The sequence below is a fragment of the Azospirillum sp. VT-I1 genome, assembly GCF_055698305.1.
This window is the reverse complement of record NZ_CP168800.1, coordinates 2,456,270-2,467,176: the sequence shown is the minus strand read 5'-3', so window position 1 is coordinate 2,467,176 and position 10,907 is coordinate 2,456,270. Positions and strand designations below refer to the sequence as shown.

Annotated in this window: 14 protein-coding genes and 4 tRNA genes; 5 read left to right on the top strand and 13 right to left on the bottom strand. The window is 66.5% G+C overall.

What is annotated here, in order from left to right:
* Window positions 1–82 precede the first annotated feature (82 nt).
* The 10 genes from rplL to AB8P05_RS11815 form a co-directional block, all read right to left on the bottom strand.
* Window positions 83–460, bottom strand: coding sequence for a 50S ribosomal protein L7/L12 (rplL, locus tag AB8P05_RS11860; protein WP_472758078.1), 378 nt, complete (start codon window positions 458–460; stop codon window positions 83–85).
* A gap of 55 nt (window positions 461–515) precedes the next feature.
* Window positions 516–1,034: a 50S ribosomal protein L10 gene (rplJ, locus tag AB8P05_RS11855; protein ID WP_455170988.1), complete on the bottom strand. Its 519-nt coding sequence runs from the start codon at window positions 1,032–1,034 to the stop codon at window positions 516–518.
* A 309-nt stretch (window positions 1,035–1,343) separates the two neighbouring features.
* Window positions 1,344–2,051 (bottom strand): 50S ribosomal protein L1, encoded by a 708-nt coding sequence (gene rplA, locus AB8P05_RS11850; protein ID WP_455170987.1) that lies wholly within the window; start codon window positions 2,049–2,051, stop codon window positions 1,344–1,346.
* A 4-nt stretch (window positions 2,052–2,055) separates the two neighbouring features.
* Entirely contained in the window at window positions 2,056–2,490 is a 435-nt protein-coding gene (rplK, locus tag AB8P05_RS11845) for a 50S ribosomal protein L11 (RefSeq protein WP_109150179.1), read from the bottom strand.
* 159 nt (window positions 2,491–2,649) lie between these two features.
* Complete coding sequence (gene nusG, locus AB8P05_RS11840; RefSeq protein WP_014246877.1) at window positions 2,650–3,180, bottom strand: transcription termination/antitermination protein NusG; 531 nt, start codon at window positions 3,178–3,180, stop codon at window positions 2,650–2,652.
* A 3-nt stretch (window positions 3,181–3,183) separates the two neighbouring features.
* Window positions 3,184–3,381 (bottom strand): preprotein translocase subunit SecE, encoded by a 198-nt coding sequence (gene secE / locus AB8P05_RS11835; RefSeq protein ID WP_085555147.1) that lies wholly within the window; start codon window positions 3,379–3,381, stop codon window positions 3,184–3,186.
* Window positions 3,382–3,453: 72 nt separating this feature from the next.
* Window positions 3,454–3,529: transfer RNA gene (locus AB8P05_RS11830), tRNA-Trp, on the bottom strand.
* 192 nt (window positions 3,530–3,721) lie between these two features.
* Window positions 3,722–4,912 (bottom strand): elongation factor Tu, encoded by a 1,191-nt coding sequence (gene tuf, locus AB8P05_RS11825; RefSeq protein ID WP_455170986.1) that lies wholly within the window; start codon window positions 4,910–4,912, stop codon window positions 3,722–3,724.
* An 80-nt stretch (window positions 4,913–4,992) separates the two neighbouring features.
* Window positions 4,993–5,066: transfer RNA gene (locus AB8P05_RS11820), tRNA-Gly, on the bottom strand.
* Window positions 5,067–5,130: 64 nt separating this feature from the next.
* Window positions 5,131–5,216: transfer RNA gene (locus AB8P05_RS11815), tRNA-Tyr, on the bottom strand.
* A gap of 141 nt (window positions 5,217–5,357) precedes the next feature.
* Between AB8P05_RS11815 and rlmB the strand changes: the two genes are divergently transcribed.
* Together rlmB and AB8P05_RS11805 are read left to right on the top strand one after the other, a co-directional pair.
* Window positions 5,358–6,272 (top strand): 23S rRNA (guanosine(2251)-2'-O)-methyltransferase RlmB, encoded by a 915-nt coding sequence (gene rlmB, locus AB8P05_RS11810; RefSeq protein WP_472758077.1) that lies wholly within the window; start codon window positions 5,358–5,360, stop codon window positions 6,270–6,272.
* Window positions 6,273–6,357: 85 nt separating this feature from the next.
* Window positions 6,358–6,433 (top strand) — tRNA-Thr (locus AB8P05_RS11805).
* Between the two features lie 9 nt (window positions 6,434–6,442).
* On the opposite strand, the gene AB8P05_RS11800 is transcribed toward AB8P05_RS11805, so the two are convergent.
* Window positions 6,443–6,784 carry a hypothetical protein gene (locus tag AB8P05_RS11800; RefSeq protein ID WP_472758076.1) on the bottom strand — a complete coding sequence of 114 codons (342 nt, stop codon included), beginning with the start codon at window positions 6,782–6,784 and terminating at the stop codon, window positions 6,443–6,445.
* Between the two features lie 123 nt (window positions 6,785–6,907).
* Here AB8P05_RS11800 and AB8P05_RS11795 point away from each other — a divergent pair, with 123 nt between their 5' ends.
* Window positions 6,908–7,171: a hypothetical protein gene (locus AB8P05_RS11795; RefSeq protein WP_472758075.1), complete on the top strand. Its 264-nt coding sequence runs from the start codon at window positions 6,908–6,910 to the stop codon at window positions 7,169–7,171.
* Window positions 7,172–7,267: 96 nt separating this feature from the next.
* Here AB8P05_RS11795 and AB8P05_RS11790 read toward each other — a convergent pair whose 3' ends face one another.
* Both AB8P05_RS11790 and AB8P05_RS11785 read right to left on the bottom strand, forming a co-directional pair.
* On the bottom strand, window positions 7,268–7,849 hold the full coding sequence (locus AB8P05_RS11790; RefSeq protein ID WP_455170982.1) for a polysaccharide biosynthesis/export family protein: 582 nt from the start codon (window positions 7,847–7,849) through the stop codon (window positions 7,268–7,270).
* A gap of 334 nt (window positions 7,850–8,183) precedes the next feature.
* Window positions 8,184–9,452 carry an outer membrane beta-barrel protein gene (locus AB8P05_RS11785; protein ID WP_472758074.1) on the bottom strand — a complete coding sequence of 423 codons (1,269 nt, stop codon included), beginning with the start codon at window positions 9,450–9,452 and terminating at the stop codon, window positions 8,184–8,186.
* A 388-nt stretch (window positions 9,453–9,840) separates the two neighbouring features.
* Between AB8P05_RS11785 and AB8P05_RS11780 the strand changes: the two genes are divergently transcribed.
* Window positions 9,841–10,014 (top strand): hypothetical protein, encoded by a 174-nt coding sequence (locus AB8P05_RS11780; RefSeq protein WP_472758073.1) that lies wholly within the window; start codon window positions 9,841–9,843, stop codon window positions 10,012–10,014.
* A 368-nt stretch (window positions 10,015–10,382) separates the two neighbouring features.
* Window positions 10,383–10,823 (top strand): MarR family winged helix-turn-helix transcriptional regulator, encoded by a 441-nt coding sequence (locus tag AB8P05_RS11775; RefSeq protein ID WP_472758072.1) that lies wholly within the window; start codon window positions 10,383–10,385, stop codon window positions 10,821–10,823.
* Window positions 10,824–10,907: the final 84 nt, after the last annotated feature.

Here is a 10,907-nt window from a genome sequence, read left to right as displayed (position 1 = left end):
GAAAACGCCGTGCGGCGGCCGGCTCCCTGGGGAACCGACCGCCGTCCGGCTTGGTACTGTGTGATCCGTACGCAACAAGGTCTTACTTAATATCGACCTTGGCGCCGGCTTCTTCAAGCTGCTTCTTGATCTTGGCGGCCTCGTCCTTCGTGGCGCCTTCCTTGACGGTCTTCGGAGCGCCCTCGACCAGGTCCTTGGCCTCCTTCAGGCCCAGGCCGGTGATCGCACGGACTTCCTTAATCACGTTGATCTTCTTGTCGCCGGCGTCGGCGAGGATCACCGTGAACTCGGTCTGCTCTTCGGCCGGAGCGGCGGCGGCAGCGGCCGGGCCGGCGGCGGCGACGGCCACCGGAGCGGCGGCGGAGACGCCCCACTTCTCTTCGAGGAGCTTGGACAGCTCGGCGGCTTCCAGGACGGTCAGGGCCGACAGATCGTCGACGAGCTTCTGCAGATCAGCCATTTTACTACTCCAACGACTTGGATTCTGGGTTCAGATAAAACTGTGACAGAGCGGCTCAGGCCGCCTCGTCCTTCTTCGCGTAGGCCGCCAGAACGCGGGCGACCTGGCCGCCCGGAGCCTGGAGGACACCGGCGATACGGGTCGCCGGGGTCTGGATCATGCCCACGAGCTTGGCGCGCAGTTCGTCCAGCGACGGCAGGGTCGCCAGGGCCTTGACGCCTTCGGCGTCGAGAACCTGGTTGCCGAGGCCGGCGCCGATGATCTGGAGCTTGTCGTTCGCCTTCGAGAACTCGGCGACGACCTTGGCGGCCGCAACCGGATCCTTCGAATAGGCGATCGCCGTCGGGCCCTTGAAGAGACCGTCCAGACCCTCGAACTGCGTGCCCTGAAGGGCGCGGCGGGCGAGCCGGTTCTTCGTCACCTTGAAGCCGGCACCCGCGGCCCGCACCTTCGCACGCAGATCGGTGACTTCCTTCACCGTCAGGCCCAGGTGGTGAGCTACCACCACCAGGCCCGTGTCCGCGAGCTTCGAATGCAGGTCCGCGATCGTCGCTTCTTTTTGTGTACGATCCACGGATCGCCTCCTTGCACAGAGGTGTACATGGACCCCCATCCCCGAAAGGCCGGGGGTCCGGCGAACCTGTCCCAGAAGTTCAAGCCGTTCCTGAACCGGACCGACCGCGGGAATGCGGCGGGCCGGAGGGGTAAACGGTTCAACTCCCGTCTGCGCGGGTGAATTTTAAGCCCTCCCCTTCCCTTGCGGTCAGAGTCGGGCACCAGCGGTCTCGGACAGGGGTGGGTGGGCGCCCTCGGGGCTTCCCCTTCGGACAATCCACCCGGACGCCGCCGCCGGCCTGGGGCCGGGCGGCGGCGAAACGGGTCGTCAGGCGGCGGCCGGAGCCGACACGCTGGCGAGGTCGAGCTTCAGGCCCGGGCCCATGGTCGACGACAGCGACACCTTGAGCACATACTGGCCCTTGGCGCCGGTCGGCTTGGCACGGGTGATGGCATCGACGAAGGCGCGGATGTTCTGGACCAGCGCCTCTTCCGAGAAGCTGACCTTGCCGACGCCGGCATGGACGATACCGGTCTTCTCCGCACGGAACTCCACCGCGCCGGCCTTGGCGGCCTTGACGGCGCCGGCGACGTCGGGGGTCACGGTGCCCAGCTTCGGGTTCGGCATCAGGCCGCGCGGGCCGAGAACCTTACCGAGCTTGCCGACCACGCCCATCATGTCGGGCGAGGCGATGCAGCGGTCGAAGTTGATGTTGCCGGCCAGGATCTGTTCGGCCAGATCGTCGCCGCCGACAACGTCGGCGCCGGCGGCCAGAGCCTCGTCGACCTTGGCGCCGCGGGCGAACACCGCCACGCGGACGGTCTTGCCGGTGCCGTTCGGCAGGTTCACGACGCCGCGGACCATCTGGTCGGCGTGGCGCGGATCGATGCCGAGGTTCATCGCGATCTCGATGGTCTCGTCGAACTTGGCCTTGGCGGCACCCTTCACCAGGGTGACGGCCTCTTCCAGCGAGTAGAAGGAGTCGCGGTTAACGGTCTTGTAGGCGTCGGTCAGACGCTTGCCCAGCTTCGCCATAGGATCAGCCCTCCACCACTTCGAGGCCCATCGAGCGGGCGGAACCGGCGATCATGGTCGCGGCGGCTTCGACGTCGTGCGCGTTCAGGTCGACCATCTTCTTCTGGGCGATCTCGCGGATCTGCGAGGTCGTGACCTGGCCGACGAAACCACCCTTGCCGGGGGTCGTCGAACCCTTGTCCTTGCCCGAAGCCTTCTTGAGGAAGTAGCTGACCGGCGGGGTCTTGGTCACGAAGGTGAAGGTGCGGTCGCCATAGGCGGTGATGACCACCGGAATCGGCATGCCGACTTCCAGGTCCGCCGTCTTGGCGTTGAACGCCTTGCAGAACTCCATGATGTTCAGGCCGCGCTGACCCAGCGCCGGGCCGATGGGCGGCGACGGGTTGGCCTTGCCGGCCGGAACCTGCAGCTTGATGTAACCGACGATTTTCTTCGCCATCTCACAACCTCCTGGGACGGCGCCTCACGCTCTCGACCGGCTGGTCCGGCGCGGCGCCGCGGGGTTTTGCGGTTCGGCCATGGCGAGCCTCCCGCAACAGAATGGAGCCACCGATGCAAGCACCGGCAGCTCCGACACGAAAAACTTGGAACCTTGCGCTCAGATCTTTTCGACCTGCGTGTATTCCAACTCGACCGGCGTGGAGCGGCCGAAGATCGAAACCGCCACCTTGAGGCGGGACTTCTCTTCGTCGACTTCCTCGACGACGCCATTGAACGAGGTGAAGGGGCCGTCGCTCACTCGAACCTGCTCGCCCACCTCGAAGGTGATCGAGGGCTTGGGGCGCTCAAAGCCTTCCTGCACCTGATGAATGATCCGCTCGGCCTCGCGCTGGGAGATCGGCTGCGGCTTGCCGCCGCCGCCCAGGAAGTCCGTGACCTTCGGCGTGTTCTTCACCAGCGACCAGGATTCGTCGGTCAGGTCCATCTTGACGAGGACATAGCCGGGGAAGAACTTGCGTTCCGTATTGATCTTGGAACCCCGGCGCACTTCGACCACCTCTTCGGTCGGGACCAGGATTTCCTCGAACTTGTCTTCCAGACCCTTCTGAGCCGCCTTTTCGCGGATGGCCTGGGCGACCTTCTTTTCGAAACCGGAATAGACGTGAACGACGTACCAGCGCGCAGCCATGTCTTAGCCTCCCAGCCCAAGGATCAAGCGAACGGCAAACGCCAGCACCTGATCGACGACGAGGAAGAACAGGGCGGCGAGCACGACCATGACGAACACCATGGCGGTCGTGATGCCGGTTTCCTTGCGGGTCGGCCAGGTGACCCTGGCTACCTCGCGGCGGACCTCGCGCGCGAATTCTGCGGGATTGACTTTAGCCATCGTGCGAACCGTGCGAGCTCCGGAGCGACTGTGAGGGCGCCGCTTTTACCCTAAACCGTTATTGGGACGGGATGGCAGGAGTGGAGGGGCTCGAACCCCCAACCCCCGGTTTTGGAGACCGGTGCTCTACCAATTGAGCTACACTCCTATCTCCGTCCGGCCACACCTTTCGGCGTGGGACGCCGCTTAAAGCATTCTTTAGGCGGCGGCGTCAAGGCCTTTCGACCTGACTTTCGGAAGATTTTTTCAGACCGGCTTTCCGGAAGCCCAACCGTACTCTTTACGCAGATAAAACTCCCCCGCCGAACCGTGGCCCGGCGGGGGAGGCAGGCTTATAGCATCACTCGATGATCTTGGCAACGACGCCGGCGCCGACGGTGCGGCCGCCTTCGCGGATGGCGAAGCGCAGGCCTTCGTCCATGGCGATCGGGGCGATCAGAGCCACGTCCATGGCGACGTTGTCGCCCGGCATCACCATCTCGACGCCTTCCGGCAGCGAGACCATGCCCGTCACGTCCGTCGTACGGAAGTAGAACTGCGGACGGTAGTTGGTGAAGAACGGGGTGTGGCGGCCGCCCTCTTCCTTCGTCAGGATGTAGGCTTCGGCCTTGAACTTGGTGTGCGGGGTGATCGAACCCGGCTTGGCCAGAACCTGGCCGCGCTCGACGTCCTCACGCTTCGTGCCGCGCAGCAGCGCGCCGATGTTGTCGCCGGCCTCACCCGAGTCGAGCAGCTTGCGGAACATCTCGACGCCGGTCACGGTGGTCTTCACCGTCGCCTTCAGGCCGACGATCTCGACTTCGTCACCAACCTTCACGATGCCACGTTCGACACGGCCGGTCACCACGGTGCCGCGGCCCGAGATCGAGAACACGTCTTCGATCGGCATCAGGAACGGACGGTCCTTCGGACGCTCCGGCTGCGGGATGTAGGCGTCGACCTCGGCCATCAGCTTCAGAACGGCGTCACGGCCGATCTCCGGCTGACGGTCTTCCAGAGCGCACAGCGCCGAGCCCTTGACGATCGGAATGTCGTCGCCCGGGAACTGGTAGGAGGACAGCAGCTCGCGAACTTCCAGTTCGACCAGCTCCAGCAGCTCCGGATCGTCGACCATGTCGACCTTGTTCATGAACACGACCAGCGCCGGAACGCCGACCTGGCGAGCCAGCAGGATGTGCTCGCGGGTCTGCGGCATCGGGCCGTCGGCGGCCGACACGACCAGGATCGCGCCGTCCATCTGGGCGGCACCCGTGATCATGTTCTTCACGTAGTCGGCGTGGCCCGGGCAGTCGACGTGCGCGTAGTGGCGGTTGTTCGTCTCGTACTCCACGTGGGCGGTCGAGATCGTGATGCCGCGCGCCTTCTCTTCCGGCGCCTTGTCGATCTGGTCGTAAGCGGTGAAGGTGGCGCCGCCGGACTCCGCCAGCACCTTCGTGATCGCCGCCGTCAGCGACGTCTTGCCGTGGTCGACGTGGCCGATCGTGCCAACGTTGCAGTGCGGCTTGTTCCGCTCAAACTTTGCCTTCGCCATCGCTTTGGTCTTTCGTTCCCGACGTTCCGGACGCACACAATGGCCCGGCCGAGATCCGTTTTCCGTGGCGCACGCGGGATTGGAGCGGGTGAGGGGAATCGAACCCCCGTCGTAAGCTTGGAAGGCTTCTGCTCTACCATTGAGCTACACCCGCCTAAGCATCCCGCCGGCGCGACCGTCCGGGGCAAACGAGATCACGGACAAGCCGTGGAAAGTAGTGGTGGAAGGGGCTGGATTCGAACCAGCGTACGCGTACGCGGGCAGATTTACAGTCTGCTGCCTTTAACCACTCGGCCACCCTTCCAATCCGCAGCCTGGCAGTGCCCGCCGCGGAGTTCGGCAATATGCGAATTTTTCAGACCTTGTCAACACGGGTTAAGCGGTTCACACCAGAAAAAATTCGGCCGTCGTTCCCGGCGGCCCCCTCCCCTTCTTCGTGGGTACCATGACGCGCTCCAGACACACCGGTTCCGGCCGCCGCTCCGACCAGCACTCCGACCTGCATGCCGGCCAATCCGCCGCCGGCAATCCGCGCGGCGGCGCCCCGCGGAGGGACCAGGCGGACGACGCCGCGCGCTCCCGCCGCGGCGCACCGAAGGGCAACCGCCCGTCACCGGCGCGCGGCGTCCTCCTGTATGGCCTGCATCCCGTCGCCGCTGCCTGGACCAACGCCGAACGGCGCATCCACCGGCTGCTGGCGACCGACTCCGGCCGCGCCGCGCTGGAGCCTGTGATCGCCGCGGCCCGCGCCCAGGGACTTCAGCGCCCCGAGGCGTCGATCGTCGACCGGACGGAGCTGGAGCGCATGCTGCCGGCCGGGGCCGTGCACCAGGGCATGGTGATCGACGCCTCGCCCCTGCCGGAACTGGGGATCGAGGATCTGTGCAACGAGCTGGCGGCGGAACCCTCGGCGGTGATCGTCGCGCTGGATCAGGTGACCGATCCGCACAATGTCGGCGCCATCCTGCGCTCCGCCGCCGCGTTCGGCGCCCGCGCCGTGGTGGTGACCGAACGCCATGCGCCGGAGACCACCGGCGTGCTCGCCAAGAGCGCCTCGGGCGCGCTGGAGGCGGTGCCGCTGGTCCGCGTCACCAATCTGGCCCGTGCGCTGACGGACCTGCAGCAGAACGGCTTCTGGGCGGTGGGGCTCGCCGAATCGGGCAGTTCGACTTTGGCCAAGCTCGACCTGACCGGCAAGACCGTGCTGGTGATGGGGGCGGAGGGCAGCGGGCTGCGCCGCCTGACCATGGACCGCTGCGACACCATCGCCCGCCTGCCAACGGGCGGCCCGGTCGGCAGCCTGAACGTGTCCAATGCTGCCGCCGTAGCGCTGTACGAGGTCGCCCGCCTGCGCGAGTGACCGGCATCGTCACCGCTGGCATGGGCAAGTGCTTGTTTGCGCGGAAAAGGGACGCTAAGGTGTGCGTCCCGCAAGCGGCGGGTGCGCCGGATTAGCTCAGCTGGTAGAGCAGCTGATTTGTAATCAGAAGGTCACGGGTTCGATTCCTGTATCCGGCACCACCGCGCGGGCTATTCCTCTCCGGCGCCCCCTACCCTGCGCCGGCCGCTGCAGGCAAGCCCCAACAGACCGAGCAGAGCGCCGCAACATCCGGCGACCGCCAGCGTCAACGCCACGCCGAAGGCCGGCGGCATTTCGGCGATGATCGCGCCGTCGGTCCCGGTCATGGCGGGTGCGCAGCAGATGACGCTCGCCGTGCCAGCGCTTCCGACACCGATGAAAATCGCGCAGGCGGTCCAGTAGAGCCGCCGCACCCCACGCCTGCGCACCGCCATGACCGCCGCCACGACGAACAGGGCGGCGGCCAGGGCAGGCGTTGCAAGGGCGAGCATTGTCAGGCCGGTGTCCGGCATCCGGCATCCCCATGGCTTTCGTTACCGGGCCGGGATCGGCTCCGCTGGGGAACCTCGGCCGGGGGCGGCGGTTGGAGTCGGCATACGAACACCCCTCCCAGCAGCTTGCGCGAAAGGCCGACCATGACCAAGCCCCAGCATCCCGAGTCGAGTCGCGACACGCCCACCACGCCCAGCGCGGAGGCCAACCGTATGCGTGCGGACATCGACCGCGGACTGACCGGCGACAAGGTTCCGGCCACCGATCCTGCCGCGGCACCGCTCGGCACCGACGACGAGGCCGCCGGCACCACCCCGCCGCACGGCATCTCGCGCGATCCGGTGGTACCGCCGAACCAGCGCATGCCGGCGGGACAGAAGAAGGGTGGCGACACGCTGGACACCTGATCGCCGCCACCGGCACTCACCGGACAGCGAAAAGCCCGGCCGGGACATCCTCCCGGCCGGGCTTTTCGATGGTCGCGGCGACTTGCGGCCCGTTGCTCAGAAATAGCGCTCCGGCACGCGGACCACGTCGTCCGGCATCACCGAGGTGGTAATCGGCGCCCGGCGGATTTCCTTCTTCGGATCGCTGCCGCGGGTGATGAGGACGTAGTCCTCCTTGGCGCGGTAGGTGTAGCCGCCGGCCATCGCCACCGCCGACAGGGCGGTCATGCCGTTGACATACTGGTACTGGCCGGGGTTGCGTACCTCGCCCAGAATGAAGAACGGGCGGTGGTTCAGCACCTCGACGCTGACCTTCGGGTCCTTCACATAGCCGGCGGCGAGGCGGGTGGAGATCTCCTTCTCCAGGTCGCGGGTGCTGCGGTCCTTGGCCGAAACCTCGCCGATCAGCGGCATGGCGACCTTGCCCGTGCCGTCGACGCGGAATTCGCCGGACAGCTGCTCCTCGCCGAAGACGATGACGCGCAGCGCGTCGCCGGCACCCAGACGATACTCGCTGATCTGGCCGACATTGGCGGTTTCCAACGGCGCGTCGTTGCCGGCGCAGCCGACCATGGCGACGGCGAGCGCAGCCAATCCGATCCCCTGGCCCAGCGCACGGATCACATGACGTCGATTCATCCCTAAACCCTTTCCCTGGCTGGTGGATGCCTGCCGCAGCGCCCGGTCCGGCCCGATGGAACAGCTTCGAGAACCCGTTCCATTCGCCGGTCGCCTCGCGGCGGCGCCCTTTGGTCACGCACCTGAATTCGGGTGGAGACTAGCAACTCGCAAGCGCTTGGGAAAAAGTGGAGAGGAATTACCGCCTTCGGATCTCTCCAGTACATCGCCCTCGATAATAAATGCAGGCATAAGAAAAGGGCGTCCGTCATAGAACGGACGCCCTGTACTGTTCAGCAGAACCTTTAGGCCCTTCGGCCGGACTTTCCCGGTCGGCGGGGCTAGGACCGCCGGATTACATCTGCGCGCCGAGGCGCAGATAGATCAGGTTGTCGCTGTATTCGGCGGCACTCACGTTGGAGCTGCGCTTCTCATAGGTGTAGCCGCCGGTCATGAACAGATAGCGGTTCATCTGGTAGGTGCCGCCGACGCCGGCCGTATAGACCTTGTCGTTGCGGTCGTTGCCGTTGAAGTCGTCCTGGCGGTATTGCAGGCGCCCGTTCAGCACCAGGGTGCGCAGCAGCTCGTGATCGACGCCCAGCGCGAGCACGGTGCGGGTATAGCTGGACGCGGTGCCGAAGCCGGGGCTGGCCGTGGTTTCGCGCACCTGACGGCTGGCGGTGGCGCTGACGGAGGTCAGCTGCGTGACCGCCCAGTTCAGGCGCCCGCCGAAGGACAGGCCGCTGAAGTCCTCCAGCCGCGAATCCTTGTAGTTGCGGACCAGATAGCCGGCGAAGACCTCGCCGGTGATCAGGCCGGTCAGGTCGGTGGCGAGACCGCCCACCACCTCGTAGCCGTCCGAGTCGCGGTCCAGGCCGAAGGCGTCGCGGTCGTTCTTGTGGCGGGTCCAGGAATAGGTGCCTTGGACGAAGGCCTCGTAGCCCTCGATGAACTCGTAACCGACGCGGCCGACCGTGGCGTATTCCCAGCGGTCGCGGTCCTCCTGGCGGGCAATGCCGCCGCCGACCAGGCCGACGTCGTCATACTCGCTGTACTGGGCCGAACCCGACAGGCGGGCGCGCAGGCGGTTGAAGCGCTGGGTGTAGCCGGCCTCGCCGCCGCTGGTGCGGTAGACCACCGGCTCGGTGTAGCCGGACAGGCTGTTGATGTCGCCGCGGCCTTCGTGGTTGCGGCGATGGAACAACTGGCCGTCCAGCGCGCCGCCCTTGTTCACGTCGAACCGGCCGGTCGCCTGCAAGGCGTAGTCGGTGTAGTTCTCGCTGGAATTGTCCCTGTAGCGGCCGGCATCGGCGGAGGCCGAGAAGCTCAGCGCGTGGACCGCGAAATCCGACCGGATGTCGACCCGCGGACGGACGGTCCAGATGATGTCATCCTGGTGGTTGTCGCGGGTGGCGTAGACGTTGGTGTCGTAGGTGGCGCCGGCCTCCACCCGCGGCAGGAACAGGAAGGAGCCCGCGCGCAGGCCGAGCTGCTCGACCTCCGGCCGGCGACGCTCCAGCACGGTTTCGCCACGCTGCAGGTCGTCCTGGGCGGCGGCGGGAAGCGACGTCAGCCCGGTCGAGGCGAGAGCGAGGGCGAGAAGGGAAAGGGTGCTGGTCTTCATGGAGTCACCGCGCTTGGCTGGGTTCGGTCGGCTCACTGGGCCGGGGTTCCGGCTCCTTCGTGGGAGGCGCCCGGCCGCCGGCCCCACTGGGACCGGTTGCGGACACATCCTCGGCAAAGACACAACAAGGCGTGCTTGCCATGCAACAGTGAAGCCTGCGCCACCCCGCTTTTGCGGCGTCCTGTGGTGTGGCCGCAACAAAAGCTCGCAGTCCGCAGAGAAGTGCATTGGCAATGACCCGCTTGATTTCCCCGCCTTTTTCAAATCGTCCTAAGATGAAAGTCATAGATGGCGGCAGCTGGACTGGTCATACCGTGGCCCGCCTGTTTGGAACCCACCGCCCGGCGTCGGGTTGTTCATGGCGTTTCCTGATCAAGAATGGTGACCCATGACACGCCGACTCGACAGCCCGCCGCCGCCACGGCCGACCAGGCGCCCGCCCGACGCCACCACCCCGCCCTACACGCCGGGCGGCGTGACGCCCCCGACCGGCGAGGGCGCGGAGAGCCCCGACGAGAAGACCGCTCCCCCCGACAGCTATCCGCCCAAGCGGAAGCCCTGAGGAAGACAAACCCTCGATAAGACGAGGCTGTCGACGCCCTTCGCGGCGCCGAGGGCATGTTCCGGCATCGCAGCGGCCGGACATTGCCGCGTCATTGCCGTCAGGCTTCTTTTCGAACTGTTAGGCCTTGTTTTGTTGCTAACGTGGCAACGGCCGCATCACTGTGGCTCTATGCCGCATCCGCGAAGGTTGCTCTGCGGTCGTTGTCTTCCCTACGCTTTTCATGAGGAACGCATAATGGACGCAACGGGTGGCAACAGGCGGCAAACGCCGGGCCATCCCTGCCCACGCAGCCGGGAGCGGCGGTCCGTGCCCGCCCCAGCCTTCGCCCCGGACCGAAGGCGGGCGAGAACCACGGGCCCGCTGCCATGGACGACTTCGGACGACTGCCTCCCGACGACTACCAGTTGGCCGGCCAGGTTCACCACCGCCTGCGGCGTGCGCACCAGCGCGCGTCGGCCATCTTCATCGACCTGATCGGCGATGCGCTGCTGACCCCCACCCAATGGGCGGCGCTGGCCACCCTGCACGCCGAAGGCCCCTTGTCGCAGAATCAGCTCGGCCGGCTGACCTACATGGATCCGGCCACCACCCAGGGCGTGATCCTGCGGCTGGTGGAGCGCAATCTGGTTGAACGCCACCCGGACCCGCAGGACCGCCGCCGCACCAGCGTCAGCCTGACCCGGATCGGCCAGGCGCTGGTCATCGACCTGATGGCGAACGCCGCCGCCGCCCATGAACGCACGCTGGAGCCGTTGACGGAAGAGGAACGGGTGCAGTTCATGGCGCTGCTGGCGCGGCTGATGTAGGGCGGCGTCACCGGTCCGTTGCGGGTCGGCGCACCGGGAAAACGGCGGACCGGGAAAATCCCGATCAGGCGGTGACTTTTGCGC

What these genes read in the sequence shown, in the direction of transcription:
- rplL (WP_472758078.1), bottom strand. Translation starts at nt 460, where the DNA reads ATGGCTGATCTGCAGAAGCTCGTCGACGATCTGTCGGCCCTGACCGTC.
- rplA (WP_455170987.1), bottom strand. Translation starts at nt 2,051, where the DNA reads ATGGCGAAGCTGGGCAAGCGTCTGACCGACGCCTACAAGACCGTTAAC.
- rplK (WP_109150179.1), bottom strand. Translation starts at nt 2,490, where the DNA reads ATGGCGAAGAAAATCGTCGGTTACATCAAGCTGCAGGTTCCGGCCGGC.
- nusG (WP_014246877.1), bottom strand. Translation starts at nt 3,180, where the DNA reads ATGGCTGCGCGCTGGTACGTCGTTCACGTCTATTCCGGTTTCGAAAAG.
- secE (WP_085555147.1), bottom strand. Translation starts at nt 3,381, where the DNA reads ATGGCTAAAGTCAATCCCGCAGAATTCGCGCGCGAGGTCCGCCGCGAG.
- tuf (WP_455170986.1), bottom strand. Translation starts at nt 4,912, where the DNA reads ATGGCGAAGGCAAAGTTTGAGCGGAACAAGCCGCACTGCAACGTTGGC.
- rlmB (WP_472758077.1), top strand. Translation starts at nt 5,358, where the DNA reads ATGACGCGCTCCAGACACACCGGTTCCGGCCGCCGCTCCGACCAGCAC.
- AB8P05_RS11800 (WP_472758076.1), bottom strand. Translation starts at nt 6,784, where the DNA reads ATGCCGGACACCGGCCTGACAATGCTCGCCCTTGCAACGCCTGCCCTG.
- AB8P05_RS11795 (WP_472758075.1), top strand. Translation starts at nt 6,908, where the DNA reads ATGACCAAGCCCCAGCATCCCGAGTCGAGTCGCGACACGCCCACCACG.
- AB8P05_RS11790 (WP_455170982.1), bottom strand. Translation starts at nt 7,849, where the DNA reads ATGAATCGACGTCATGTGATCCGTGCGCTGGGCCAGGGGATCGGATTG.
- AB8P05_RS11785 (WP_472758074.1), bottom strand. Translation starts at nt 9,452, where the DNA reads ATGAAGACCAGCACCCTTTCCCTTCTCGCCCTCGCTCTCGCCTCGACC.
- AB8P05_RS11780 (WP_472758073.1), top strand. Translation starts at nt 9,841, where the DNA reads ATGACACGCCGACTCGACAGCCCGCCGCCGCCACGGCCGACCAGGCGC.
- AB8P05_RS11775 (WP_472758072.1), top strand. Translation starts at nt 10,383, where the DNA reads ATGGACGACTTCGGACGACTGCCTCCCGACGACTACCAGTTGGCCGGC.